Source organism: Amycolatopsis sp. 3B14, assembly GCF_050958625.1.
Classification (GTDB): domain Bacteria; phylum Actinomycetota; class Actinomycetes; order Mycobacteriales; family Pseudonocardiaceae; genus Amycolatopsis_E; species Amycolatopsis_E thermoflava.
Genome location: NZ_JBHZEN010000001.1, coordinates 49723 through 73764, shown reverse-complemented (window position 1 = coordinate 73764; position 24042 = coordinate 49723). Strand labels below are relative to the sequence as shown.

The 24042-nt window shown below is 69.6% G+C and carries 26 protein-coding genes and 3 tRNA genes; 3 read left to right on the top strand and 26 right to left on the bottom strand.

The genetic code is table 11. From position 1 onward, the window contains the following. Positions 1 to 97: 97 nt before the first annotated feature. From ACCP09_RS00275 to rplJ, 13 genes are all read right to left on the bottom strand, one after another. Entirely contained in the window at positions 98 to 1012 is a 915-nt protein-coding gene (locus ACCP09_RS00275; RefSeq protein WP_433742398.1) for a hypothetical protein, read from the bottom strand. Positions 1013 to 1046: 34 nt separating this feature from the next. Further along, entirely contained in the window at positions 1047 to 1634 is a 588-nt protein-coding gene (locus tag ACCP09_RS00270; protein ID WP_378365569.1) for a hypothetical protein, read from the bottom strand. Between the two features lie 36 nt (positions 1635 to 1670). Then, positions 1671 to 2930, bottom strand: a complete 1260-nt coding sequence (locus ACCP09_RS00265) for an MCE family protein (protein ID WP_378336407.1) — start codon at positions 2928 to 2930, stop codon at positions 1671 to 1673. Beyond that, the gene (locus ACCP09_RS00260) at positions 2930 to 4153 is read right to left on the bottom strand and encodes an MCE family protein (RefSeq protein ID WP_123684006.1); all 1224 of its coding nucleotides are present in this window, start codon (positions 4151 to 4153) and stop codon (positions 2930 to 2932) included. The genes ACCP09_RS00265 and ACCP09_RS00260 overlap by 1 nt, the downstream gene beginning before the upstream one ends. Beyond that, positions 4150 to 5334 carry an MCE family protein gene (locus tag ACCP09_RS00255; RefSeq protein ID WP_027932636.1) on the bottom strand — a complete coding sequence of 395 codons (1185 nt, stop codon included), beginning with the start codon at positions 5332 to 5334 and terminating at the stop codon, positions 4150 to 4152. Before ACCP09_RS00255 ends, ACCP09_RS00260 begins: the two co-directional genes overlap by 4 nt. Then, complete coding sequence (locus ACCP09_RS00250) at positions 5331 to 6317, bottom strand: MCE family protein (protein WP_027935788.1); 987 nt, start codon at positions 6315 to 6317, stop codon at positions 5331 to 5333. Before ACCP09_RS00250 ends, ACCP09_RS00255 begins: the two co-directional genes overlap by 4 nt. Next, positions 6314 to 7345: an MCE family protein gene (locus tag ACCP09_RS00245; protein WP_027932638.1), complete on the bottom strand. Its 1032-nt coding sequence runs from the start codon at positions 7343 to 7345 to the stop codon at positions 6314 to 6316. The genes ACCP09_RS00250 and ACCP09_RS00245 overlap by 4 nt, the downstream gene beginning before the upstream one ends. Further along, positions 7342 to 8676, bottom strand: coding sequence for an MCE family protein (locus ACCP09_RS00240; RefSeq protein WP_433742394.1), 1335 nt, complete (start codon positions 8674 to 8676; stop codon positions 7342 to 7344). The genes ACCP09_RS00245 and ACCP09_RS00240 overlap by 4 nt, the downstream gene beginning before the upstream one ends. Positions 8677 to 8683: 7 nt before the next feature. Beyond that, the gene (locus ACCP09_RS00235; protein ID WP_017986587.1) at positions 8684 to 9523 is read right to left on the bottom strand and encodes an MlaE family ABC transporter permease; all 840 of its coding nucleotides are present in this window, start codon (positions 9521 to 9523) and stop codon (positions 8684 to 8686) included. A gap of 2 nt (positions 9524 to 9525) precedes the next feature. Continuing rightward, positions 9526 to 10320 carry an MlaE family ABC transporter permease gene (locus ACCP09_RS00230; RefSeq protein WP_017986586.1) on the bottom strand — a complete coding sequence of 265 codons (795 nt, stop codon included), beginning with the start codon at positions 10318 to 10320 and terminating at the stop codon, positions 9526 to 9528. Next, the gene (locus ACCP09_RS00225) at positions 10317 to 11495 is read right to left on the bottom strand and encodes an ABC transporter ATP-binding protein (protein ID WP_123684007.1); all 1179 of its coding nucleotides are present in this window, start codon (positions 11493 to 11495) and stop codon (positions 10317 to 10319) included. The genes ACCP09_RS00230 and ACCP09_RS00225 overlap by 4 nt, the downstream gene beginning before the upstream one ends. A gap of 187 nt (positions 11496 to 11682) precedes the next feature. Continuing rightward, positions 11683 to 12075, bottom strand: a complete 393-nt coding sequence (gene rplL / locus ACCP09_RS00220) for a 50S ribosomal protein L7/L12 (protein WP_017986584.1) — start codon at positions 12073 to 12075, stop codon at positions 11683 to 11685. 45 nt (positions 12076 to 12120) lie between these two features. Next, positions 12121 to 12657, bottom strand: coding sequence for a 50S ribosomal protein L10 (gene rplJ / locus ACCP09_RS00215; RefSeq protein WP_017986583.1), 537 nt, complete (start codon positions 12655 to 12657; stop codon positions 12121 to 12123). Between the two features lie 300 nt (positions 12658 to 12957). Between rplJ and ACCP09_RS00210 the strand changes: the two genes are divergently transcribed. Beyond that, positions 12958 to 13908, top strand: coding sequence for a hypothetical protein (locus ACCP09_RS00210; RefSeq protein ID WP_433742390.1), 951 nt, complete (start codon positions 12958 to 12960; stop codon positions 13906 to 13908). A 50-nt stretch (positions 13909 to 13958) separates the two neighbouring features. Here the strand turns inward: ACCP09_RS00210 and rplA are convergent, their stop codons facing one another. The 5 genes from rplA to ACCP09_RS00185 form a co-directional block, all read right to left on the bottom strand. Then, the gene (gene rplA, locus ACCP09_RS00205; RefSeq protein ID WP_027932642.1) at positions 13959 to 14678 is read right to left on the bottom strand and encodes a 50S ribosomal protein L1; all 720 of its coding nucleotides are present in this window, start codon (positions 14676 to 14678) and stop codon (positions 13959 to 13961) included. Between the two features lie 77 nt (positions 14679 to 14755). Continuing rightward, the gene (gene rplK / locus ACCP09_RS00200) at positions 14756 to 15187 is read right to left on the bottom strand and encodes a 50S ribosomal protein L11 (RefSeq protein WP_017986580.1); all 432 of its coding nucleotides are present in this window, start codon (positions 15185 to 15187) and stop codon (positions 14756 to 14758) included. 77 nt (positions 15188 to 15264) lie between these two features. Further along, complete coding sequence (nusG, locus tag ACCP09_RS00195; protein ID WP_027932643.1) at positions 15265 to 16095, bottom strand: transcription termination/antitermination protein NusG; 831 nt, start codon at positions 16093 to 16095, stop codon at positions 15265 to 15267. Between the two features lie 55 nt (positions 16096 to 16150). After that, the gene (gene secE, locus ACCP09_RS00190; protein ID WP_020417540.1) at positions 16151 to 16600 is read right to left on the bottom strand and encodes a preprotein translocase subunit SecE; all 450 of its coding nucleotides are present in this window, start codon (positions 16598 to 16600) and stop codon (positions 16151 to 16153) included. 27 nt (positions 16601 to 16627) lie between these two features. After that, positions 16628 to 16700, bottom strand: a tRNA-Trp gene (locus ACCP09_RS00185). Between the two features lie 178 nt (positions 16701 to 16878). Here ACCP09_RS00185 and ACCP09_RS00180 point away from each other — a divergent pair. Together ACCP09_RS00180 and ACCP09_RS00175 are read left to right on the top strand one after the other, a co-directional pair. Continuing rightward, a complete protein-coding gene (locus tag ACCP09_RS00180; RefSeq protein WP_027932644.1) occupies positions 16879 to 18105 on the top strand; it encodes a pyridoxal phosphate-dependent aminotransferase in 1227 nt (408 codons plus the stop codon). A 76-nt stretch (positions 18106 to 18181) separates the two neighbouring features. Then, the gene (locus ACCP09_RS00175) at positions 18182 to 19087 is read left to right on the top strand and encodes an SGNH/GDSL hydrolase family protein (protein WP_400980257.1); all 906 of its coding nucleotides are present in this window, start codon (positions 18182 to 18184) and stop codon (positions 19085 to 19087) included. Between the two features lie 165 nt (positions 19088 to 19252). On the opposite strand, the gene ACCP09_RS00170 is transcribed toward ACCP09_RS00175, so the two are convergent. From ACCP09_RS00170 to ACCP09_RS00135, 8 genes are all read right to left on the bottom strand, one after another. After that, on the bottom strand, positions 19253 to 19552 hold the full coding sequence (locus ACCP09_RS00170; protein ID WP_027932646.1) for a type II toxin-antitoxin system PemK/MazF family toxin: 300 nt from the start codon (positions 19550 to 19552) through the stop codon (positions 19253 to 19255). Beyond that, complete coding sequence (locus tag ACCP09_RS00165) at positions 19552 to 19779, bottom strand: ribbon-helix-helix domain-containing protein (protein ID WP_433742386.1); 228 nt, start codon at positions 19777 to 19779, stop codon at positions 19552 to 19554. The genes ACCP09_RS00170 and ACCP09_RS00165 overlap by 1 nt, the downstream gene beginning before the upstream one ends. A 29-nt stretch (positions 19780 to 19808) precedes the next feature. Next, positions 19809 to 20204, bottom strand: a complete 396-nt coding sequence (locus ACCP09_RS00160; protein ID WP_123684010.1) for a MaoC family dehydratase — start codon at positions 20202 to 20204, stop codon at positions 19809 to 19811. After that, complete coding sequence (locus ACCP09_RS00155; protein ID WP_433742383.1) at positions 20204 to 20653, bottom strand: MaoC family dehydratase N-terminal domain-containing protein; 450 nt, start codon at positions 20651 to 20653, stop codon at positions 20204 to 20206. The genes ACCP09_RS00160 and ACCP09_RS00155 overlap by 1 nt, the downstream gene beginning before the upstream one ends. Before the next feature lie 95 nt (positions 20654 to 20748). Next, positions 20749 to 20913, bottom strand: coding sequence for a 50S ribosomal protein L33 (rpmG, locus tag ACCP09_RS00150; RefSeq protein ID WP_005453176.1), 165 nt, complete (start codon positions 20911 to 20913; stop codon positions 20749 to 20751). Between the two features lie 176 nt (positions 20914 to 21089). After that, a tRNA-Met gene (locus ACCP09_RS00145) sits at positions 21090 to 21162 on the bottom strand. Between the two features lie 52 nt (positions 21163 to 21214). After that, positions 21215 to 21287 (bottom strand) — tRNA-Thr (locus ACCP09_RS00140). Positions 21288 to 21363: 76 nt separating this feature from the next. Beyond that, a complete protein-coding gene (locus ACCP09_RS00135) occupies positions 21364 to 23988 on the bottom strand; it encodes a putative bifunctional diguanylate cyclase/phosphodiesterase (RefSeq protein ID WP_027932648.1) in 2625 nt (874 codons plus the stop codon). Positions 23989 to 24042 lie beyond the last annotated feature (54 nt).

Below are 24042 nucleotides of genomic sequence, written 5' to 3'. Positions count from 1 at the left end.
GCGACGGGATGGGCGCGTCCGTCCGGGCACCAGCTGGGCGAGGACAGCGGAACGGCCCGCCGGGCCGGGGGCTCGGCGGGCCGTGGTGCCGTTGGGGTCAGCGGGACGGTGCCGGGGACGCCGGGGGCGCGCTGGACGGCGCAGGCGTCGGCGTCGGCTGGTCCGCCGCGTACGTGTCGAGGGCGGACACCTTCCACTTCCCGTCGACGTACTGCATGTTCAGCCACAGCTGGGCGCTGCCGCTCGCGGTCTGGTTCTGGTCCGTGCGCGTCGAGGTCTGGTCGACGAACACCATGACCTTCGCGCGGTCCCCGTCGAGCATGATCACCGCGCTGCGGGTCGCCTTCACGGTGACCACGATCTTCTGCTGCGGGGCCAGCCGCTCGACCTCGCCGAAGATGCGGTTGTACGTGGCCTTCACCTCGTCGTTGAGGAGCAGGTCCTTGGCCGCGTCCTGGGTCTTGGCGATGTTGTTGAAGTCGTAGGAGAACAGCGACTCCACGGCGTTCGACGCGGCCTTGCTGACGTCCGCGGTGCGGGCCGTGTCCAGCAGGGCGGTGTTCGACGTCATCGCGTCGACGCGGTTGCCCTCGATCTTGAACCACACCGCGAACCCGGCCAGCACCAGCGCCAGGCCGAACAACGCGCCGGCCAGGACGTACGGGCTGGTCGTGCGCCGCTGGCGCGGCTCCGCGGGCTCCTCCTCCGCCGCGGCGGCCTCGGCCTCGGCGTAGCTCTCCGGCTTCGGCTCCCCCGCGTCGCGGGCCTTCGGCCGCGGGCTGGGCCGCCGGGGCTCGGCCGGGGCTTCCGCGGCCTCCTCGGGCTCGACCGATGCAGGCTCAGCCGAAGCGGGCTCGGCCGGCGCCGAAGCCTCCTCGACCTCGGGCGCGCTGACCTCCTCGGGCCCGGGGTACTCCTCGTCGCGGGGCCTCGGCGAGGGACGCCGGATCCCGGCGCCGGCGACCTTGGGGCGGCGGCGCACCGGCGGCGGCTGCCGGCGAGACGGTGGCATGACTGGTCCTCTCCTCGTACGCCTGGGGCGACGGTTACTGCCCGCTCACGAGCGGCACCGACCCGATCCCGGACACCTTCCACTCGTCACCGACACGGGTCATCTGCACCTCCAGCCGCAGCGGCTTGGCGGCCGGCTGGGCGCCCTCCTGCGCGACCAGCGTGCTGATCGCCGCCAGGAAGCTCGCCTTCCCGCCGTGCAGGTCCAGCTCCTCCACCCCGATGTCCTGCACCGTGGTGGTCACCTTGGTCTTGGCGGCGGCCATCGCCTGGCGGTAGTTCTGCTCGCTCGCGGTGATCTGGTCGACCAGGTCCTGGGTCGACACGGCCTTCTGCTGCGCGAAATAGGCGTCCGGGTTGGTGTAGTCCAGCTCGGTGTACGCCTTGACCGCCGCGGTGCCCGCCTTGACCACGTCGTCGCGCGCCTGGGCGAGCGCCAGGTTGTCGTCGGCGGAGGCGACCCACCACTGGACGCCGAAGATCCCGGCGACGATCAGCGCCGCCGCGGCCAGTGCGGCCGTGCCCAGGACCAGGTAGCGGCCCAGCTTGTCCCCGGCCGCCTTGTCCTCGGCAGGCGGATCCGGGAAGCCGGCGTCCTCGGTCCGTGCCTCGTCCGAACTCATAACACTCCAGAGTAGGTAGGTCGGGTGTGGGCGGCGTCAGCCGGGCAGCCCCAGCAGCGCGGTCAGGCTGGTGATCGAGACGCCGGGCGAGCCGACGACGCCGGGGGTGCCCCGCATGTACGCCAGCTGCTCCTCGTCGCGGGTCGAGTTCTGCTCCACTTCCTGCGGCGTCGGCGCGACCGGCACACCGTTGTACGGCGCGTTCTGGGCGCCGCGCACGCCGATCGGGCTGCCTGCGGGCTCCGCGCAGTACGAGTTCAGGTTCGGGTCGCGCGGGGTCGTCTCCGCGCCCGTGCGGTACTCCTGCGGGCTCATGTAGCCCTTGGTGCACACCGGCGGGTCGAACAGGTTGAGCGCGAGCCCGAGGTGCGCGGTGCCGTCGCCGGGCGCCACGCTGCGGGCGCCCACCGCCAGCACCGGATAGCTGACCAGCACCTGCTGGATGCCGTCCTGGCGGGTCAGCAGCAGGTTCGACGTGGTCAGCAGGTTCGCGGTCAGCTCGCCGAGGCCGGGCCCGAGGTCGGTGACGAACTGGTTGACCGTCTGCGCGGCGCCGGGGGCGACCTCGATCAGCCGCCGGATGTCGGCGTCGGAGCCCTTCAGCGTCGCGGACAGCTCGTTGAGGTTGGCGCTGAACTCCTTCAGGTTGCCTGCCTGCTGGTTCTGCGTCTGCAGCACCCGCTCACCGGAGTCGAGCAGCTGCACGGTCTGCGGCAGGTACTGCTGCGCGGTGGCGGTGAAGTCGCGCGCGGTGTCCAGCAGCTGCTGCAGGCCCGGCCCGGTGCCGTTGAACGCGTCGTAGGACTCGTCGACGACGGTCCGCAGCGCGTCCTTGGGCACCGAGGACGCCAGGCTGTCCAGGTCGGTGATGATCTGGTCGGTGCCGATCGGCACCTGGGCCTTCGCGGCCGGGATCACCGAGCCGCCCGCGAGGTACGGACCGCCGTCGGCGACCGGCCGCAGGTCGACGAACTGCTCGCCGACGGCCGACCGGTTCGCGATGACGGCCTGCAGGTTCGCCGGCACCTGCGGGGTGTCCGGCGCGATCTCCAGGTCGGCCTCCAGCCCGTCGGCGGTGAGCCGCAGCTGGCCGACCTTGCCGATGTTGTAGCCGCGGTAGGTGACCTCGGCGCCGGTGAAGATGCCGCCGGACTGGGTCAGCTCGAGTTTGACCGTGTACCCGGTCTGGCCGAACACCTGCCCGAGCCCGGCGAACCGGACCAGCGCGTACACCACGGCCACCACGGAGATGACCAGGAACGCGATCAGTTGGATCTTGGTCTTGCGGACCAGCATCACGCACCCCCCGCCAGCAGGCCGAAGATGCCCGCGACCCCGGTCTGTTGCGGCTGCGCCCCGGTCGCCCCGGTGGTACCGGTGGCCCCGGTAGCCGCTGCGCTCTGCGACTCGCCCGGCAACGGCAGTGGCGGCGGCTGGTTGGCCTGCTCGCCCTCGACGCCGCCGGTGAGCCCGGCCAGGCTGTCCGGCAGCACACCGCCGAGCGGGTTCTGCCTGCTCCGGCTCAGGTTCTGCAGCACGTTCTGCAGGTTCAGGTCGATCTTGGCGTAGAGGTTGAAGTAGTCGCCCTTCACGCCGTCGATCGCCGCGTCGGTGAACGGGTAGGTCAGCAGGATCTCCAGCGACTTGGGGAGGTCGGCGCCTGCCTCGCCGAGCTTCTGCAGCGTCGGCAGCAGCGCCCGCAGATCGGCGACCAGGTTCTCCTGGCTCTTGTTCAGCGTGTCGACGGTGACGCCGGAGAGGTTCTGCAGCGCCTGCAGCATGGTGACCAGCTGGGTGCGCTGCTGCTCCAGGACGCCGATGCCGGGGCCGAGGTCGTCGATCGCGTTGACGATCTGGTCCTTCTGCCCGGCCAGCGTGCTGGCGAGCCGGTTGAGGCCGTCCAGCGCGCGGGTGATGTCGCCGGACTGGGCGTCCAGTGTGGACACCAGCTGGTTGGCGTTGTCCAGCAGGCGCCGGATGTCCGGCTCACGCCCCTCGGTGGCGGCGTTGAGCTCCTTGGTGATGGTGTTGAGCTGCTCGACCCCGCCGCCGTTGAGCAGCATGGACAGCGCACCGAGCACCTCCTCCACCTCGACGCTGCGGTTGGTGCGCGCCAGCGGGATCTCCGCGCCGTCGGTGAGCGTGCCCTGCGCCAGGTCGTCGCCGGGCGAGGCCAGCTCGACGTACTTCTCGCCGAGGAGGCTGGACTGCCGGATGTTGGCGAGCGAGTTGGCTGGCAGCTTGACGTCGCCGTTGAGCTTCACGGTGACCTCGGCGTGCCAGCCGTCCGGGGTCAGCCCGATCGCCTCGACCCGGCCGACCGGGACCTCGTTGACCTTGACCCCGGCCTGCGGCACGAGGTCGAGGACGTCGTTGAACTGGACCTTGACCGTGTACGGGTGGTCGCCGAGGTCGGCGCCGCCGGGCAGCGGCACGTCGTAGATGCCGCCGAACGAGCAGCCGGACAGGGTCAGCGCGCCGGCCACGCCGGCGGCGACGAGCGCGATCGTCTTCCTCACCGCGACGCCCCCGTTCCGTAGACCGTCTGCGCCAGCGGGAGCGGCAGCGGCGGCAGCTCGCCGTTCTGCAGCGCGTGCACGGTCTGCGCGACCGACGGCAGCGGCACCGCACCGTCCAGCAGCGGCGCGACCGAGCTGCACAGGTCGCCGAGCGCGTCCAGCGCGGACGGGGTCTGCTTGAGCAGGTTGCAGATCATCACGATCGGCGGCTGGGTCAGCTCGTTGAGGTTGGCCCGCGCGTCGAGCGTGCCCGACGAGCCGTTGTAGGCGTTGATCACGTTGTTCAGGCCCACCGGCGCGACGTCGAGGATCTCGGCGAGCGCGCTGCGCTGGTCCACCAGCACCTGGGTCACGCTGGCCAGTTTGTCCACGTTGGACTTGAGCCGGTCCGAGTGGTTGTTGATGAACTGCTGCACCGTAGCGAGCGTGGTGCCGAGCTGCTGCACCGTGGCGGCCAGGTTGTCCTTCTCCCCCGCCAGGTAGCCGGAGACGTCGGCGAGCCGCTGCTCGAACTGGCGCACCTGGTTGTCGCTGTTGGCCAGTGTCGTGGTGAAGTCGGCCAGGTTGGAGATCGTGCCGAACAGGTCGTCCTCGTTGCCGGACAACGTCTTCGACGCCTGGCTCAGCTTGGTGATCGTGTCGTGCAGGGCCTGGCCGTTGCCGTCCAGGTTCTGCGCCAGCGTGGTGAGCAGGTCCGACAGCGAGCCGTTCTGGTTCACCCCGTTCGGGCCGAGCGAGCGGCTGATCTTGTCCAGGCTGTCGTAGAGCTGGTCAACCTCGATCGGCACCGCGGTCTTCTCCAGCGGGATGGTGGCACCCTCGCTGATCACCTCGCCGCCGGTGTAGGCCGGGGCGAGCTGCACGTACCGGTCGCTGACCAGCGACGGCGCGACGATCGCGGCCTGCGCGTCGGCGGGCACCCGCACCGCGCGGTCGTACTCCATCACGACCTTGACCCGGTCGCCCATCGGCTCGACCGAGGTCACCTTGCCCATGTCCACACCGAGCACCCGCACGCTGTTGCCGACGTAGAGGCCGGTCGCGCTGGTGAAGTAGGCGGTGAGGTGCTTCTTGTCGGCGTCCTTGAGGGTCCACCAGAGCACGCCGGCCACGACGAGACCGAGCACGCACGCCGCGGCGACGCCGCGCGCGAGGGATCGGCCGAAGCGGGTCTCCGTCATTTCTGGTTGCACCCCTCTTCGTTCAGGGGGCCGATCGAAGGCAGGATCAGACCGCAGATGTAGTTGTCGAACCAGTGCCCGTTGCCGACGGTGTTGGTGAACACGCGGATGTAGGGCGCGAACCGGGCGATGCCCTGCGCCAGGTTGTCCTGGTTGCGCTGCAGCATCGCGGTGAGCTGGTCGAGCGAGGTCAGCACCGGCGTCAGCTGGGCGTCGTTGTCGCTCACCAGGCCCTGCAGCTGCCGGGACAGCTCCTGCGATCCGGCCAGCAGCGTGGAGATCGCCTGCTCACGCGCCGCGACCTCCTGCAGCACCAGGTTGCCGTCCTGCAGCAGCCGGGTCAGCTGCTGGTCGCGGTCGGCCAGCGTCTGCGAGATCTGGTTGGTGTTCTGCAGCAGCTGCGCCAGCTCGGTGTCCCGCTTGGCGATCGTGTCGGACAGCTGCGACAGGCCGTTCAGCGCGCCGCGCACGTTGTCGGAGGTGCCCGACAGCGTCTGGGACAGCACGTCGAAGGATTGGGCCAGCTGGTCCGTGTCGATGTCGTTGACCGTCGACGACAGGTCCCGGAACGCGTCCAGCACGTCGTAGGGCGCCAGCGTCCGTTCCTTCGGGATCGGCGTGCCGGGGTCGAGCGCCTTCTCGCCGACCGGGTCGAGCGCGAGGTACTTCTGGCCGAGCAGCGTCTTGATCTTGATCGCCGCCGCGGTCTTGTCGCCGAGCCAGGTGTCCTTGACCTTGAACGTCACCTTCACCGACGCGCCGTCCAGCGTCACGTCGGTGACCTTGCCGACCTTCACGCCGGCGACCCGCACCTCGTCGTCGGCCTTCAGGCCGGCCGCCTCGGTGAACTCCGCCTCGTAACTGGTCCCGGCGCCGATGATCGGCAGGTCGTCGGCGTTGAGCGCGGCGATGAAGCCCAGCAGCATCAGCACGAGGCCGACGGCCGCGATGGGCACCGGGTTGCGTGACTGGAAGCTCCTCATGATCCGCACCGCGCCTGGGTCGCCGGCATGATCGGGAGGTTGATCTCCTGGTTGATCAGCGGCGGCAGCGACACGCTCCCGCTCGCCGAGCAGAGGTAGAAGTTGAACCAGGAACCGTAGTCGGCCGTGCGCGCCAGCGTCGTGACCTTCTCCGGCAGGAACTGGATGAAGTGCTCCACCAGTGGCTCGCTGTCGTTGAGGTTCTGGGCGAGCCCGCCCAGCGCCGAGATGTCGTTCTTGAGCGGTTCGCGCGCCTCGTCGAGGAAGCCCGCGGTCGTGTTGGCCAGCCCGCCGAGCGCGTCGATCGCGTCACCGATCGAGTCGCGGTCCTGCGCCAGGCCGGTGGTGAGCTGCTGCAGCTTGTCGATCAGGTCGGTCAGCTGCGGGGTGTGCGCGTTGACCGCGTCCAGCACCGTGTTCAGGTTGGTCACCACCTGGCCGATCACCTGGTCCTTCTGCGCGATCGTGGTGGTCAGCGACGCGGTGTGGGCGAGCAGGCTGTCGATCGTGCCGCCCTCGCCCTGCAGGACCTGGATCAGCTCGTAGGACAGCTTGTTGACGTCCTCCGGGTTGAGCGCGCGGAACAGCGGCTTGAACCCGTTGAACAGCTCGTCCAGGTCGAGCGCGGGCGTGGTGCGCTCCAGCGGGATCGTGCTGCCCGGCTTGAGCGTGCCCTTGTCGTCCCCGGTGCCCTGGCCCAGCGAGAGGTACCGCTGGCCGACCAGGTTGCGGTACTTGATCTGCACCGTCACCCCGGCGGGCAGGGTGCGGCCCTGGTCGACCTCGAAGTCGATCTGGGCCTGGCGCCGGTCGACGATCTTGACGTCGGTGACCTGTCCGACCTTCACGCCCGCGATGCGGACGTCGTCGCCGGGCAGCACCAGCGTGGCGTCGGTGAAGCGGGCGCTGTAGCCGGTGGTGTCCTGGGTGTTGATGTTGGCGATGCTGATGCCGAGGATCGCCGTGAACAACACGGTGATCACGATGAAGATGGTCAGCTTGACCAGCGGCGCGACCAGTCCCCTCACTTGACCGTCACCTCCGCACCCCGGTAGAGCGGGCCCACGAGCAGGCCGGACCAGCCCGGCATGGCCGCCGGGTCGAGGCCGACCTGCGGGCCGACGAGCTGGGACAGGAAGTCGAGCTCGGCCCGGCTGTTGGCCGGGTTGCCGCCCGCCGCGCCGCCGCCGTTGTAGCCGCCGGCGTCGGCGATGGTGTTGGCCGGGACGAGACCGTCACTGGCCGGACGCGAGCCCGGCGTCGGCTGGGCGCCATCCTTGATCGGGCCCTCCGGCGGGTACTGCGGGAACGGCTGCGGGAAGTCCTTGACGTTGTAGCAGCGCGGGCCCCGCTTGTCCTCGAAACGCGGCTCGTCGCGGCCCGCCACGTACGGCCCGCGGGTGGTGACGATCTCGATCGTCGCGTGCAGGCCCGGCTGGTTCGTGCCCTTGCCCAGCGCCTCGTCCACGTAGGGCACCAGCTCGGCCATCGAGCCGAACAGGCACGGGTACTCCGGCGCGTACTTCGCCAGCAGCTCGGCCGTCGGCCGGGAGTTCTCGGCGAGGCTGATCAGGTTGCTCGCGTTCGCGCTCACGAACGATTCCAGGGTCTGCGACGCGGCCGTCACGTTGGCGTAGAGGGCCTGCAGGTTCTGCTGCTCGTCGAACACCGTCTTCGTCGTGGTCGACAGGTTGTCCAGCGTCTGCACCAGGTCCAGCGCGGCGTCGCTGAGGTTGTCGGAGAACTTCGCCAGCTCGCGCAGGTTCTCCTGCAGCTGCGGCAGGTGCGGGTTCAGGTCGCCGAAGTAGGTGCCCAGCTCCGACAGGGTCTGCCCGAGCGTCTCGCCGCGGCCCTGCAGGGCGGTCGAGATGGCGGTCAGCGTGGTGGACAGCTTCTCCGGCTGCACGGCCTGCAAGACCGGCAGCAGGTTGTCCAGCGCCTGCGACAGCTGGACCGCGTTCTGCGTGCGGTCCTCGGGGATCACGTCACCGGCGGCGAGCGTCCGCGTCGACGGCTGCTCCGGGATCTCCAGCGACACGTACCGCTCGCCGAACAGCGTCTTCGGCAGGAACCGGGCGCTGACGTTCTCCGGGATCAGCTTCGCCGACTCCGGGTCCAGGGCCAGCGTCAGCGTGGCGCCCTCCGCGCTCGCGTCGATCGACTTCACCGACCCGACGATCAGCCCGCGCACCTTCACGTCCGACTGCGGCAGCAGCTGGTTGCCGACCTCGCCGGCCTGCAGCTTCACCTCGACCGTCGGCGTGAACGCCCGGTTGTACATGGCGATCGACAGCGTGACGCCCGCCGCGAGCACCACGATCAGGAGCAGGCCGAGCAGCCTGCGGCGCAAGGTCACCACAGTGATGTCACCCCGCGATCCGGACCGTCACCGAGGTCCCCCAGATGGCGAACCCGATGAAGAAGTTGATGATGGCGACCGTGACGATGCTCAGCCGCACCGCGCGGCCCACCGCCACACCCACGCCCGCCGGGCCGCCGGAGGCGCGGTACCCGAAGTAGCAGTGGGTCAGGATGATCACGACGCTGAATATCAGCACCTTGATGAACGAGTAGAAGACGTCCTCGGGAGGTAAGAACAGGTTGAAGTAGTGGTCGTAGGTGCCTTCGGACTGCCCGTAGATGTAGATGACCACCAGCCGCGACGCCAGGTACGACGACAGCAGGCCGATCACGTACAGCGGGATGACCGCGACGAACCCGGCGATGATCCGGGTGGTCACCAGGTACGGCAGGCTCGGCACGCCCATCACTTCGAGCGCGTCGATCTCCTCCGAGATCCGCATCGCGCCCAGCTGCGCGGTGAACCCGGCGCCGACGGTCGCCGACAACGCGAGGCCCGCGACCAGCGGCGCGATCTCGCGGGTGTTGAAGAACGCCGTCAGGAAGCCGGTGAACGCCGACGTGCCGATCGAGTTCAGGGCCGAGTAGCCCTGGAGGCCGACGAGGACACCGGTGAACAGGGTGAGGCCGATCATCACGCCGACCGTGCCGCCGATGACCGCCAGCGAGCCCGAGCCGAAGCTGACCTCGGCCAGCAGCCGCAGAACTTCCTTGGTGTAGCGGCGGATCGTGCGCGGCGTCCACGCCAGCGCCCGGATGTAGAACGACATCTGGTCGCCGAAGTTGTCCAGCACCTCGAGTGGACGGTGGGCGATCCGTTTCGCCGTCTGACCGATGTTCGCCATGATCAGCTCAGCTTTCCGGGGACGATCTGCAGGTAGATGAGCGTGATCACGAAGTTCACGACGAAGAGCAGCAGGAACGTGATGACGACGGACTGGTTCACCGCGTCGCCCACGCCCTTCGGGCCGCCTGCGGGGTTCAGCCCGCGGTAGGCGGCGACCACGGCGGCGATGAAGCCGAAGATGAGCGCCTTGATCTCGCCCACCCACAGGTCGGGCAGCTGCGCCAGCGCCGAGAAACTCGCCAGGTACGCGCCCGGCGTGCCGCCCTGCAGCACCACGTTGAAGAAGTAGCCGCCGAGCACGCCGATGACGCTGACCATGCCGTTGAGCAGCAGCGCGACGAGCATCGACGCGAGCACACGCGGCACGATCAGCCGCTGCACCGCGGAGACGCCGAGCACCTCCATCGCGTCGATCTCCTCGCGGATCGTGCGCGCGCCGATGTCCGCGCAGATCGCGCTGCCGCCCGCGCCCGCGACGAGCAGCGCGGTCACCAGCGGGGCGGCCTGCTGCACGGTGGCGAGCACGCTGCCGGCGCCGGTGTAGGACTGCGCGCCGAGCTGGCGCGCGAGGGACCCGAACTGCAGCGAGATGACCGCGCCGAACGGGATCGCGACGAGGGCCGTGGGCAGGATCGTGACGCTCGCGATGAACCACGACTGCTGGATGAACTCCCGCAACTGGAACGGCCGCTGGAAGAACCCGCGGATGATGTCCAGCCCGAGGGCGAACAGCTTCCCGGTCTCACGCAGCATTCCGATCCCGGGAACCTTGGCCGAGGAGGCCGTCGAGCTCATGCCTCACCGGCCCCCGGGCCACGCAACCGGTCGGTGGTCTCGGTTCTGCTGGGCCACCCGGACTGCGGCATGCGCGCGATTTCCTCGTCGGAGAGCTGACCCTGGTGGTGCGTGGGCAGCGGCATGGTTTGGGCGGCGGCGTGGCGGCTGCCGGTGTGCACCGCGCGGCGGGGCGTGACGCCGTAGTGGCGCTGCTCCTCCGGGGACAGGGACTCGATGATCCCCTCCTGCGCGGCGGGCGGCAGCGTGTGCAGGATCTTCATGACGCGGTCCTTGCGGCGGATCGCGCCCTGCCGGGTCGGCACGCCCGGGGTCGGCTGCATCTGGGCCGGGATGCCGGTGACGTCCTCGACCCCGCCCGCGTGGTGGCCTGCCTCGAACATGGCGCGCTCGGCGGCCATCTGGGCGGTGTCCTTCTCCTCGGACATGCCGATCGGGCCGTCCATGCGGCCGTTGAGGAACTGCTTGACGACCGGCTCCTCGCTGGTCAGCAGCACCTCGCGGGGGCCGAACATGACCAGCTCCTTGCGGAAGAGCATGCCCAGGTTGTCCGGCACCGTGCGGGCCAGGTTGATGTTGTGCGTGACGATCAGGAACGTCGCGTCGATCTGCGCGTTGACGTCGATGAACAGCTGCGAGATGTAGGTGGTGCGGACCGGGTCCAGACCGGAGTCCGGCTCGTCGACCAGGATGATCTCCGGGTCCAGCACCAGGGCGCGGGCCAGGCCGGCGCGCTTGCGCATACCGCCGGAGATCTCGCCGGGCAGCTTCTTCTCGGCACCGGCCAGACCGGTCATCTCGAGCTTTTCCAGGACGATCCGACGGATCTCGGTCTCGGATTTCTTGGTGTGCTCGCGGAGCGGGAACGCGACGTTGTCGTAGAGGTTCATGGAACCGAACAACGCGCCGTCCTGGAACAGCACACCGAACAATTTTCGCGTTTCGTAGAGCTTGTGCTCGCTGCACCGCACGATGTCGACACCGTTGATCATGCAGCTGCCCCGGTCGGGCTTGAGCAGCCCGATCATGGACTTCAGGAACACCGACTTGCCGGTGCCCGACGGGCCCAGCATGACCGACACCTCGCCCGGAGGCAGTGTCAAGGTCACGTCCCGCCAAATGGTCTGCCGCCCGAAGGACTTGGTCAGACCCTCGATGACCACCTCGGCACCCATCGAACCTCCCGCAGCTCCGACGCCGTGGATCAACACCCTGGCACACGCCTGCCCGGCGTCAACAAGGTGCAACGAGTCAAGTCCCGAGCAGGTTACTCATGAGTTTTTCAAGCCACAATCCAGGTGAAGAGAAAAAGGCGGGCCACCCGCCGGGTGACCCGCCTTTTTCGAGATGCGGAATTCGCGACTACTTGACGCTGACCTTGGCGCCGGCAGCCTCGAGCTTCTCCTTGGCCGCGTTGGCGGCGTCCTTGTCGACCTTCTCCAGGAGCGGCTTCGGGGCGCCCTCGACGAGCTCCTTGGCCTCCTTCAGGCCCAGGCCGGAGACGACCTCGCGGACGACCTTGATGACCTGGATCTTCTTGTCGCCGGCACCCTCGAGGATGACGTCGAACTCGTCCTTCTCCTCCTCGGCCGGGGCGCCCGCAGCGGCGGCACCCGGGGCGGCGGCCGCGACGGCGACCGGCGCGGCGGCGGTGACGTCGAAGGTCTCCTCGAACTTCTTCACGAAGTCCGAGAGCTCCAGCAGGGTCAGCTCCTTGAACGCGTCGAGCAGTTCGTCGGTGCTCAGCTTCGCCATGATGGCGTTCCTTTCCTAACGGGTGGTACGGGGTGGGTGGTCACTTCAGCTCTCGGCGGGTGCCTCGTCGCCCTGCTGCTTGTCCGCGAGGGCCTGCGCGAGGCGGGCGACCTGGGACGCCGGGGCCTGGAACAGAGCCGCGGCCTGGGACAGCTTGGCCTTGAACGCGCCTGCCGCCTTGGCGAGGAGAACCTCGCGGCTGTCGAGGTCGGCGATCTGGTTGACCTCGTCGACGGACAGCGGGCGGCCGTCCATGTAGCCGCCCTTGATGACCAGGGCGGCGTTGTCCTTGGCGAAGTTCTTCAGGGCCTTCGCGGCGTCGACCGGCTCACCCTGCACGAAGGCGATCGCGGTCGGGCCGACGAAGAGATCCTGGAGACCCTCGATGCCGGCCTCTTCCGCGGCCCGCTGCACGAGGGTGTTCTTCGCAACCCGGTACTTGGCACTGGTGCCGAGAGCGCGGCGCAGCTCGCTGAGCTGGGACACGGAGAGGCCGTTGTACTGGGTGATGACGGTGGCCGAGCTGCTGCGGAAGTGGTCCGCGATCTCGGCGACGGCCGCCACCTTGTCCGGCTTCGCCATGGGTCGCCTCCTCTCTTGGCTGGTTTGACCGCCTTGTGCGAGGAGTCCCGGGAAGAAGAAAACGCCCACGCGCAGCAAGCACGGGGCGTCGGGCACACCGGGGGTGTGCAGCCTCGTTCTTCCTGCGCGGGCCGCCCCTCCTGTTCCGGGGCACTTCGCTTCGCGCCTGACGGCGTGAAGAACCAGCGGTCTTCGGTAGAACCGTCGTCCATAGTACCTGGCCTGCGCGGGCGGCTTGCCGACCCCCTGGTTACGCGGTCCGTGATGACTCGGCCACCCCGTGGCAGGCATCATGGGCGCGTGGTGGAGCAGCGACCAGGCCAACAGCCCGACGAGCCGTCCCGGGACCCCAGCGGCGAGCCGCCGGCGGGCAGCTCGGCCGTGGAACCGGCTCAGCCGCAGCTCGATCCGGAGCAGCTGCGGCAGTTCCAGCAGTTCCAGCAGTTCCAGGACTTCCTCCGCTACACCGAGGCGCAGCGGCAGAGCTACACCGAGGCGCAGCGGCAGAGCAACGGAGAGCTGGCGCCGGTGCAGAACGCGCCGGTGCAGAGCGCGCCTGGGTACGGCCCGGTGCAGAACCCGCCCGTGCCTGGCCCACCGACGCAGGCCGGGCACGGTGGACCGCCGGTGCCACCTCCTCCGTACGGCCAGCTCCAGCCCCTCCCCCAGCCCGGCCCGAAGATCAGGGCCCCGAAGTGGGCGAAGCGACTGGCGGGGAAGCTGCTGTCCGCGCTGCTGTTCCTGATCGTCCTGCTGGCAGCAGGGGCGTTCGCCTACAACTACATTTTCCCCAGCCCGGACGAGGACCGGCCGGCCTCCGAAACCGGCGGTGGGCAGTGGCGCACGAACAAGATCTTCTCGACCTCTCCGTACGAGGCGGTCCGCATGGTCTACGCCCAGATCGCCCAGAACCGGCCCGACCTCGCGTGTGGTTCGTTCGACACCCCGATCCAGCAGAAGTTCGCGGAGGACCTCGGGTACCCCGACTGCCAGCAGGCCGTGTTCGCGTTGAAGGCCCAGGTCACCAACATCAACAGCTACGCCGAGTCGATTCCCAGCTCGGTCTCGGAACCGCCGCCGGGCGACACGCTGGTGATCGACTCGTGCCGGTTCCCGATCCAGGGCGGGCCTGCCCTCGGCACCTTCACCGTGCAGCGCGTCGAAAAGGGTCAGTGGCTGATCACCGGCCACGAGGCGGGCCGGAGCACCTGTCCGCCCCCGAGCACGGCGGGCACTCCCACCAGCCGATGACGAGAAGGGCCCCGGCGCAGCAGCGCCGGGGCCCTTCGCTCGAACCAACGTCAGACGGTCGCGTCCTCGGCAAGGAGGTTGCGCGTCCGGGCGGGGTCGACCGGGATGCCGCGCCCCATGGTGGTCGAGACGACCACCTTCTTGATGTAGCGGCCCTTCGCGGCGGACGGCTTCGCCCGCAGGATCTCGTCCAGGGCGGCCGCGTAGTTCTCCACCAGCTTCTCGGCGTCGAACGACGACTTGCCGATCACCAGGTGCAGGTTGGCCTGCTTGTCGACGCGGAAGTCGATCTTGCCGCCCTTGATCTCGGTGACCGCCTTCGCCACGTCGGGCGTCACGGTGCCGCTCTTCGGGTTCGGCATCAGGCCACGCGGGCCCAGGATGCGGGCGATGCGCCCGACCTTCGCCATCTGGTCCGGCGTCGCGACAGCGGCGTCGAAGTCGAGCCAGCCACCCTGGATTCGCTCGATCAGGTCGTCGCTGCCGACGGCGTCCGCACCGGCGGCCTCGGCCTGCGCGGCCTTGTCGCCGACGGCGAACGCGATGACGCGGACGGTCTTACCGGTACCGTGCGGCAGGTTCACGGTGCCGCGGACCATCTGGTCGGCCTTGCGGGGGTCGACGCCGAGGCGCATCGCGACCTCGACCGTCTCGTCCATCTTGGACTTGGAGAGCTCCTTCGCCAGCTTGACGGCCTCGAGCGGGGCGTAGAGCCGCTCGCGGTCGATCTGCTCAGCCGTCTGGCGGTAAGCCTTGCTGCGCTTTGCCATGTCTGTCCTTAGCTAGAAAGTGGATCAGTTGTGGTACGAGCCAGCGCCTGGCTCTCCCACATCCGGAAAAACCGGATTTACTCGACCGTGATGCCCATCGACCGGGCGGTGCCGGCGATGATCTTCGCGGCCTGCTCGATGTCGTTGGCGTTCAGGTCCGACTTCTTGGTCTCGGCGATCTCGCGCACCTGGTCCCAGGTCACCTTGGCGACCTTGGTCTTGTGCGGCTCGGCCGAGCCCTTGTCGATGCCCGCGGCCTTCAGCAGCAGCCGAGCGGCCGGCGGCGTCTTCAGCTTGAAGTCGAACGACCGGTCTTCGTACACGGAGATCTCGACCGGCACCACGTTGCCGCGCTGCGACTCGGTCGCGGCGTTGTAGGCCTTGCAGAACTCCATGATGTTGACGCCGTGCTGACCCAGCGCGGGGCCGACCGGCGGAGCCGGGTTCGCGGCACCCGCCTGAATCTGCAGCTTGATGATCGCTGCAAGCTTCTTCTTCTTGGGTGGCATTCCTAGTTCCTATTCAGTACCGAGTACCCCGCGCGCCTGCCTGCGCGCGAGGGCCAACGATCCAGTGTACTGGGTCGTCAGATCTTGGAGACCTGGTTGAACGACAGCTCGACCGGCGTCTCGCGGCCGAAGATCGACACCAGGACCTTCAACTTCTGCGCGTCCGCGTTGACCTCGCTGATCGTCGCGGGCAGCGTCGCGAACGGGCCGTCCATGACGGTGACCGACTCGCCCACCTCGAAGTCGACCTCGACCGCGGGCGCGCCCAGCGCGGCCTCCGCCGAGGCGGCCTCGCCCTTGGCCTTCGCCGGGGCGGGCTTTTCGACCTTCGGGGCCAGGAACTTCAGCACGTCGTCGATGCTCAGCGGCGACGGCTTCGAGGTCGCGCCGACGAACCCGGTGACACCCGGCGTGTTGCGCACCGCGCTCCACGAGGCGTCGTTCAGCTCCATCCGGACCAGGATGTAGCCGGGCAGCACCTTCTGCTGCACGACCTTGCGCTGGCCGTTCTTGATCTGCGTGACCTCTTCGGTCGGGACCTCGATCTGGAAGATGTAGTCCTCGACGTCCAGCGTCTGGGTACGGGTCTCGAGGTTGTTCTTGACCTTGTTCTCGTACCCGGCGTAGGAGTGCACGACGTACCAGTCGCCCGGGAGCGAGCGCAGCTCCTTGCGCAGCTTCTCGACCGGGTCCTCGTCGTCGTCCTCGGCGGGCGCGGCTTCGGCGACCGGCTCGGCCGCCTCGTCGCCCGCCTGCTCGTCGTCGGCCGCGGCCTCTTCCGGCTCGGCGTCGAGTTCGGCGACCGCGCCGTCGGCGTCCTGGTCGGACTCGACGGCCTCGTCCTCAGCCACCGCCTCGACCGGCTCGTCGTACTCGTCGCCGGCTGCGACGCCGTTCTCGGAGGTCACGTTCCGTCCTCTCACTTGATCGCTTGTCGTGTCCGTGCCGGCCCGCGGGACGCGCTCAGCCGAACAGCCAGAACACGCCCTTGCGGAACGCGAAGTCCAGCAACGAGACCAGCGCGACCATGAAGGCCACGAAGACCAGCACGACCGTGGTGTAGGTGACCATCTGCTTGCGCGTCGGCCAGATGACCTTGCGCAGCTCGGCCCACACCTCGCGGATGAACCGCACCAGCCTCGCGAACAGCGACGGCTTCTTGTCCTTGCGGGTCCGCTTCGGGGTCGCGCGACCCTTCTTGACCTCGCCCGCCTTGGCCTTGCCGTCGGTGACCGGGCTCGCGGCCGAAGCCTTGCCCGACGGACGCGCCTTGTCGCCGTCCTTGGCCGCCTTGCCGGCAGGGCGCGCGGAGGCGCGACGTTCGCGCCGCGCCGCAGCCGTGACCGGACGCGCAGCCCGCTTGGGCTCCTGCTCCTGGCCCTTGCCGCCGGCGTCGTTGTCGCTCACGACCACTCCTCCGCTAAGGCACCTACATCGACGCAGGGGTGACAGGACTTGAACCTGCAACCTGCGGTTTTGGAGACCGCTGCTCTGCCAATTGAGCTACACCCCTTCGAGCAATCCAGCCGCTCGCTGGACGCCCTTGACCCTCCCCGCATGCCCTGCGGGGTCAGGCGCCGGACGTTCCAAGTTCGGAAGTCTACGGCAAGCCCGGAAGGGGCCCGCAACCGAGGGGCGCAGAACGGCTCCCGCGTGCTCCTCGACACACGCGACGTGCGAACATGAAGGCCATGAGCGCACCCGCAACCGTCACCGCCAGCTCCCGCATTTCGGCCCGGATCGCCGGCATCACGCCGTCGGCCACCCTCGCCGTGGACGCGAAGGCGAAGGAGCTGAAGGCGCAGGGCCGCCCGGTGATCGGCTTCGGTGCGGGGCAGCCGGACTTCCCCACGCCCGACTACGTCGTCGAGGCGGCCGCGAAGGCCGTCCACGACCGGGCCAACCACGGTTACACCGCGGCCGGCGGCCTGCCCGAGCTGAAGGAGGCCATCGCGGCGAAGACGCTGCGCGACACCGGCTTCGCCATCGAGCCCAGCCAGGTCCTGGTCACCAACGGCGGCAAGCAGGCCGTCTACTCCGCCTTCGCCACGCTGTGCGACCCGGGCGACGAGGTCCTACTGCTCGCGCCGTACTGGACCACCTACCCCGAGTCGATCAAGCTCGCCGGCGGGGTGCCGGTGCAGGTCACCGCCGACGAGTCGACCGGCTACCGGGTCACCGTCGAGCAGCTGGAGGCCGCGCGCACCGACCGCACCAAGGTGCTGCTGTTCAATTCGCCGTCCAACCCGACCGGCGCGGTCTACAGCCGCGAGCAGATCGAGGCCATCGGCAAGTGGGCCCACGAGCACGGCATCTGGGTGATCACCGACGAGATCTACGAGCACCTGACCTACGACGGCGTGGAGAACCACTCGATGCCGGTCGTGGTGCCCGAGCTGGCCGACCAGACCCTGGTGCTGAACGGCGTCGCCAAGACCTACTCGATGACCGGCTGGCGCGTCGGCTGGATCGCGGGCCCGAAGGACGTGATCAAGGCCGCGACGAGCTACCAGTCGCACCTGTGCGGCAACGTGTCGAACGTCGCACAGCGGGCCGCCCTCGCCGCGGTCGCGGGGCCGCTGGACGTGGTCGCCGAGATGCGCGCCGCGTTCGACGTCCGCCGCAAGAAGATCGTCTCGCTGCTCTCCGACATCCCGGGCGTCACCTGCCCGACCCCGGAGGGCGCGTTCTACGCGTACCCGTCGTTCAAGGAGCTCCTCGGCAAGGAGATCCGCGGCGAGAAGCCGGCCGACACGCTGGAGCTGGCCGACCTGATGCTGCGCGAGGCCGACGTGGCCGCGGTGCCGGGCGAGGCGTTCGGGACGCCGGGCTACTTCCGGTTCTCCTACGCGCTGGCCGAGTCGGACCTGGTGGAGGGCGTGGAGCGGATCGCGGCCCTGCTGTCCGAGGCGAAGTAACCCGATCGAGTCAACCGAAGCGCCACTTCCGCATGCCGGAAGTGGCGCTTCGGCGTTTTCGGGGTAGCCGTAGCGGGTGGGGAAGAAGGTGCTGATCGGGGTGGTGGTGGCCGCGCTCGTCGGGGCGGCGACCGCCGGTGTCGTGTACTGGCGCAGCGACCGCGGCGAGTCCACCGCGCCGCCGAAGCCCCCGGGTTCCGTGATCGGCCCGGGCACCGGCCGGTACGTGGCGCTGGGCGACTCCTACACGTCGGCGCCGCGGACCGGGGCGCCAGCCGGGACGCCGCCGGGCTGCGGACGGTCGGACAACAACTACCCGCACCTCGTCGCCGCCGAGCTGCGGCCGGTGTCCTTCGCCGACGTCAGCTGCGGCGGGGCGACGACGCAGCACCTGTCGGAGCCGCAGACCACGCCGGACGGGGTCAACCCGCCGCAGCTGGACGCGGTCACCCCGGACACGACGCTGGTGACGCTCGGGATCGGCGGCAACGACATCGGGCTGGTGAGCCTCGCCCGCGACTGCCTGACGACCAACCGCGCGGTGTCGCTGTGCAAGCCGCGGCTGACCGCCGGCGGGCGGGACCAGCTGGCGGAGCGGATCACCGCGACGGCGACGAAGGTGCGGACCGCGCTGACCGCGATCCACGAGCGGGCGCCACGCGCGCAGGTGATCGTGGTGGGCTACCCGACGGCGCTGCCGGACGGGAACGGGTGCTGGCCGTTCCTGCCCATCGGCCCCGAGGACGTGGCCTACCTGCGGACCTCGCTCGCGCGGCTGAACTCGATGCTGGCCACCGAGGCGAAGGCGGGCCAGGCCGGGTACGCGGACACGGCGACGCCGTCCAAAGGGAAGGACATGTGCGCCAAGGCGCGCGTCAAGTGGGTCGAGGACGTGGTGCCGTCCTCACCGGCGATGGAGCTGCATCCCAATGCGGTCGGGGAACGTGGGATGGCGGACGTGGTGCTGGATCTGGTGGATTGACCTCGTCTGCCGCGGCTCGTGTGCCTGAGTGCGGCTTTAAAGATCAAAAGATGGTCCTCGCCGGACGGGCAGGCTCCGGGATGACCTGGGGGTCCCTCGGCTCGCCTTGGGTGGGTGGTCGCCGGGTGGTCATCCAGCTACTTGTTGTTCAGGGCGCTGCGCGTCCTAGTCGAGGTCGAAGGCCAGCCGGATCGCTTCCGTCAGTTCGCGCTCCTGGTCGGGCATCAGGCGGCCGATCTGCTTGCCCAACGCCGACTTGCGGATCGTCTGGATGTTGTCGCAGCTGACGACGCTTTCGTGGTCCAGGCCGTTGCGGCTGCCGACCCGCACCTCGGTCGACAGGCCGCGGATCGTGCTCGTCACCGGCGCGATCGTGACGCGCGTCAGGTGCGGGCGGATCAGTTCGCGGGTCAGCACCAGCACCGGCCGGACCTTGTCGAGCCGGGCCAGGTGGATCGGGCGCATCAGTCCAGATCGTCCAGCGGGGCGGCGTGCTCGTCGATCCCGGCGAGATCGTCCGGCACGCCGCCCGTCAGCAGGGCGATGTCGCGCTCCGTCAGCAGGCGTCGGCGCTCCCGTTCCAGGGCGCGGAACACCAGCTCGGCACGGCTCGCGGCGCCGCCCTCCTCCACCACGTGGTCGATGAAGGACACCAGGTCGTCGGGGAGACGGACGGCGATCTGCTTCGTCATACCACTACGGTACCAGTTTGGGATGCACCTCAGCGGACGACGGCCTGGGCCTTCCCGAGCACCGTCTTGCCGTCGAACTTGGCCGTGATGTCCACGCGGGCGGTGCCGTCCTCGCGGACCTCCGCGACCTTGCCGGTGAACTCGACGTCCGCGCCCTCCGGCGAGACCACGACGGGCCTGGTGAAGCGGACGCTGTACTCGACCAGCTTGCCCGGGTCGCCGAGCCAGTCCGTGACGAGACGGCCGCCCAGCGCCATCGTGAGCATTCCGTGCGCGATCACGTCCGGGAGCCCGACCTCCTTGGCGAACCGCTCGTTCCAGTGGATCGGGTTGAAGTCCAGCGACGCGCCCGCGTACCGGACCAGCTGGTCACGTGTGACGTGCACCTGCAGCGGCGGCAGCTCGGTGCCCTTCTCGTACGCCATCAGGCCCCCTCTCCCCGCACGACGAGCTGCGCGCGCGTCGTGCACACGAGCTGACCGTCAGCGTCGACGACCTCGCCGCGCACGGTCAGGAAGTCGTTGCCCGCCCTGGCCATGATGTCCTCGACCGTCGTGGTGATGCGGAGCCGATCACCGGCGTGCACCGGGCGCGTGTAGCTGAAGGCCTGGTCACCGTGCACCATCCGGCTGTAGTCCAGCCCCAGCTCCGGGTCCTCGGCGATGGCGTTGATCGCGTCGAGGTTGATCACCGTGAGGAAGGTGGGCGGCGCGATGACGTCCGGGTAGCCGGCCGCGCGGGCCGCCTCCTGGTCCGTGTACAGCGGGTTGGCGTCACCGATCGCGGCGGCGAACTCGCGGATCTTCTCGCGGCCGACTTCATAGGTTGAGTCCGGCGGGTACGTCCGCCCGACGAACGAGGGGTCCAAAGGCACCCGAGCAGCCTACCCACCGCCCGCGTGCGCCCGGAAAGCACGAAGGCCGCCCCGGTGGTCCGGGGCGGCCTTCGTCGAAACCTGGGGTGCTGGCGTCAGCGGGTTTCCTTGTGAACCCGGTGCGTACCGCAGTTCGGGCAGAACTTCTTCATCTCCAGGCGATCCGGGTCGTTGCGCCGGTTCTTCTTGGTGATGTAGTTGCGGTGCTTGCAGACCTCGCACGCCAGCGTGATCTTCGGTCGCACGTCGGTGGCAGCCACAGCAAAGCCTTTCTCTACACAACGAAAACCCCCACAAGCGACCTGACCTCCCAAGTCGCCCCGGGTGGGGGTCCAGGGGGCTAGCCCCCTGGCGGGGGTCCGGGGGTCCGACCCCCGGTGCAATGGCGAAGCGGATCAGGCTCACGCGCTCCGTGAGCATAGTCCGCCCATCCGCGTAGCGGTGGCCGGACTTGAACCGGCGACACAGCGATTATGAGCCGCTTGCTCTACCGACTGAGCTACACCGCCTTGACCGGCCTTCAGGCTCCCCCACCGAAGCGGAGCGGCCTGCTGACCACCGAGCCCCAATACGGAATCGAACCGTAGACCTTCTCCTTACCATGGAGACGCTCTGCCGACTGAGCTATTGGGGCGAGTTCCAACGTCTGAACGTTGAAGCCTCGAAGAGATTACATCGTCCACCGGAGGGGCCGCGCAGGGGGGTCCCCTTTAGGTCAGGAGCGTCAGCACCGTCTCCATCTTGCGCCCCACCGACCGGGCCGTCCGGGCCTGCAACCAGGCCTCCAGGCGGTCCTCAGCCAGCGGGCGGGAGATCAGGTAGCCCTGGGCGACGTCGCAGCCCATCGCCTCCAGCTGGTCCCGCGCGACGTCCTCCTCGACGCCCTCGGCGACGACCGCGAGGCCCAGCGAGTGGCCGAGCTCGACGATCGACCGGACGACCGCCAGGTCGCCGAGGTCCGTGCCCATGCCGAGGACGAAGCTCTTGTCGATCTTGACCTCGTCCACCGGCAGCTGCCGCAGGTAGGCCAGCGACGAGTAGCCGGTGCCGAAGTCGTCGACCGCCAGCACGATGCCGTGCGCGTGCAGCTCGCGCAGGATCGGCAGCGCCTTCTGCGGATCGGCCATCACGCCGGACTCCGTCAGCTCGAACGTGAGCAGCTCGGGCGGCACGTCGAACTTCCGCAGCGCCTCCACGACCTTCGCCGGGAAGTCCTCGTCGGCCAGGTTGCGCACGGACAGGTTGACCGCGACGGAGATCCGCAGCCCCTCGTCCATCCACTTGCGGACGCGGATCAGCGACTGCTCCAGCACGAACCCGGTCAGCACGCCGACCAGGCCCGCGGCCTCGACCGCGGGCACGAACTCGTCCGGGTCGAGCCGGCCGAACTCGGGGTGCTGCCAGCGCACCAGCGCCTCCACGCCGAGGACCTGCTTGCTCGGCAGCGACACCTTCGGCTGGTAGTGGACGCTGACCTGGCCCTCCTCGATGGCCTGCCGGAACTGGGTGACCATCTGGAACCGGCGCAGGAAGATCTGGCCCATGCTGGGCACGTACCCGCGGACCTCCTCGCCGCCGCGGGTGGCCCGCACGGCGACGTCGGCCCGCTGCAGCAGAGCGTCCACGTCGCCCGGGTCGAGGGTGTCGTCGTCGGCCGTGGAGGCGTAACCGACCATCGCGTTCGCCTCGACCGTCAGCCGGTCGACCGGGTACGGCACGGACAGCTGCGAGCGCAACCGCTCGGCCGCCTCGTGCACGCCGTGGCCGCGCACGCCGGTGAGCAGCGCCGCGAACGACGCGCCCTCCAGGCGGGCCAGCGGCACGTCCGGGCCCAGCGCGTCACGCAGGCGGCGGCCGGCGGCGACGACCATCCGGTCCGCCCACGCGTAGCCGAGCGCGTCGCTGACCGCGGAGAACACGTCCAGGTCGATGCGCAGCACCGCGGAGTCGGCGGACGCGCTGTGCTCGGCCAGCGGTTCGCGCGCGACCTGGCGGAAGCCGGGCCGGTTCAGCAGGCCGGTCAGCGGGTCGTGGTAGGCGTCGTGGCGCAGGGTGGCGAGCAGGCGGCGGTTGTCCAGCGCGGTCGCCAGGTGACTGGCCATCGTGCCGAGCAGCTGGACGTCGTACTTGCCGAAGCCGCGCCACCGGGACAGCCGGTCGTGCGCCTCGACCACGCCGAGCAGCTGGTTCGCGCTGCGCAGCGGCACCACCAGCGCCTCCTGCGCGCCGCGGTTGAGCAGTCCGGCGGCGATGTCGCTGTTGGCCTCGGTGATGCGGAAGTGCCGCACGTGCGAGCCGGGCAGCCGCAGCATCGGGTCGTCGGCGGGCAGTTCGGCCGACGGCATCGGCTCCCCCGCGACGACGGCGCGCATGTCCGCGGTCGGCTCCAGGCGCAGCCGCAGGACCACGCGACCGGCGGAGAGCTGGTCCTTGATCCGCTCGGCGATCGTCTCCCACTCGCTGACGTTCACGCCCGCCGCGAGGTCGTCCGCGCCGCTGGCCGGGCGCGCGGCGGCCTGCTGGCCGGAGCGCGCGACCATCAGGCTGACGTCGGAGAGCGCTTCCATGTCCCGCTGCTCGCGCAGCAGGTCGGAGTAGGCCCAGTAGAGCGCGGACAGCCCGGCGAATACGGCGAGCACCAGCGGCCACGCGTTCGCCGTGCCTGCGATCACCAGGTAGCCGCTCAGGCCGACCGAGGCGTTGACGAACCCGACGACCAGGATGCGGCCGGTGAGCCGGAGCGCGGTGCCGATCCGCATCCGGCGGCGCAGCACGCGGACGGCGGCCAGCGCCAGCAGCGTGCTGGTGAGCGGCGCGGTCAGGGTGCCGGCGAGCGCGGCGGGCCACGTCATCTCGGTGGCGCCCATGATCCGCTCGACCAGGCCGGCCACGGCGAACGCGCTGGTGATCTCCAGCAGGAACGCGCCGGCGTTGTAGAGCACACGCCCGGAGACACGGCGGACCACGAGCGTGCTGATCCCGGCGACCAGGTGCGCCGCCAGCACCACTTCGAACGGCGCCACGAAGAAGCCGATGACCAGCGGGATCTCGGTGAAGGAAATGGTCCAGGAGATGCCGGACCGGACGTCGACGTTGATGCCGAGCTGCTCGGCGAGCAGGAACGACAGGGCCAGCACCGGGCCGATCCACCACAGCTTCGCCGAGCCGTCGAACGGCAGCCACAGCGACACGGCGGCGGCGGTGAGCACACCGACGGAGAACACGGTCAGCGTGTAGACCCGGAAGCGGCGCTCATCCGCCCGCGCCTCGGCACCACCAGAACCGGCGGCTGCCGCCGGGACGGGGCCGTCAGGCCTGCCATCGGAGTCCGGCATGCAACCTCCTTCCACCCATTCGCCCCAGCGCGCCCGCTTGAACCCACCCGCGCA

What these genes read in the sequence shown, in the direction of transcription:
- ACCP09_RS00225 (WP_123684007.1), bottom strand. Translation starts at nt 11,495, where the DNA reads ATGGGTGCCGAGGTGGTCATCGAGGGTCTGACCAAGTCCTTCGGGCGG.
- ACCP09_RS00275 (WP_433742398.1), bottom strand. Translation starts at nt 1,012, where the DNA reads ATGCCACCGTCTCGCCGGCAGCCGCCGCCGGTGCGCCGCCGCCCCAAG.
- ACCP09_RS00135 (WP_027932648.1), bottom strand. Translation starts at nt 23,988, where the DNA reads ATGCCGGACTCCGATGGCAGGCCTGACGGCCCCGTCCCGGCGGCAGCC.
- ACCP09_RS00170 (WP_027932646.1), bottom strand. Translation starts at nt 19,552, where the DNA reads ATGCGCCCGATCCACCTGGCCCGGCTCGACAAGGTCCGGCCGGTGCTG.
- ACCP09_RS00255 (WP_027932636.1), bottom strand. Translation starts at nt 5,334, where the DNA reads ATGACGGAGACCCGCTTCGGCCGATCCCTCGCGCGCGGCGTCGCCGCG.
- rplK (WP_017986580.1), bottom strand. Translation starts at nt 15,187, where the DNA reads ATGCCACCCAAGAAGAAGAAGCTTGCAGCGATCATCAAGCTGCAGATT.
- ACCP09_RS00165 (WP_433742386.1), bottom strand. Translation starts at nt 19,779, where the DNA reads ATGACGAAGCAGATCGCCGTCCGTCTCCCCGACGACCTGGTGTCCTTC.
- ACCP09_RS00270 (WP_378365569.1), bottom strand. Translation starts at nt 1,634, where the DNA reads ATGAGTTCGGACGAGGCACGGACCGAGGACGCCGGCTTCCCGGATCCG.
- ACCP09_RS00160 (WP_123684010.1), bottom strand. Translation starts at nt 20,204, where the DNA reads ATGGCGTACGAGAAGGGCACCGAGCTGCCGCCGCTGCAGGTGCACGTC.
- rplJ (WP_017986583.1), bottom strand. Translation starts at nt 12,657, where the DNA reads ATGGCGAAGCCGGACAAGGTGGCGGCCGTCGCCGAGATCGCGGACCAC.
- ACCP09_RS00235 (WP_017986587.1), bottom strand. Translation starts at nt 9,523, where the DNA reads ATGGCGAACATCGGTCAGACGGCGAAACGGATCGCCCACCGTCCACTC.
- ACCP09_RS00230 (WP_017986586.1), bottom strand. Translation starts at nt 10,320, where the DNA reads ATGAGCTCGACGGCCTCCTCGGCCAAGGTTCCCGGGATCGGAATGCTG.
- ACCP09_RS00180 (WP_027932644.1), top strand. Translation starts at nt 16,879, where the DNA reads ATGAGCGCACCCGCAACCGTCACCGCCAGCTCCCGCATTTCGGCCCGG.
- ACCP09_RS00265 (WP_378336407.1), bottom strand. Translation starts at nt 2,930, where the DNA reads ATGCTGGTCCGCAAGACCAAGATCCAACTGATCGCGTTCCTGGTCATC.
- ACCP09_RS00250 (WP_027935788.1), bottom strand. Translation starts at nt 6,317, where the DNA reads ATGAGGAGCTTCCAGTCACGCAACCCGGTGCCCATCGCGGCCGTCGGC.
- rplA (WP_027932642.1), bottom strand. Translation starts at nt 14,678, where the DNA reads ATGGCAAAGCGCAGCAAGGCTTACCGCCAGACGGCTGAGCAGATCGAC.
- rplL (WP_017986584.1), bottom strand. Translation starts at nt 12,075, where the DNA reads ATGGCGAAGCTGAGCACCGACGAACTGCTCGACGCGTTCAAGGAGCTG.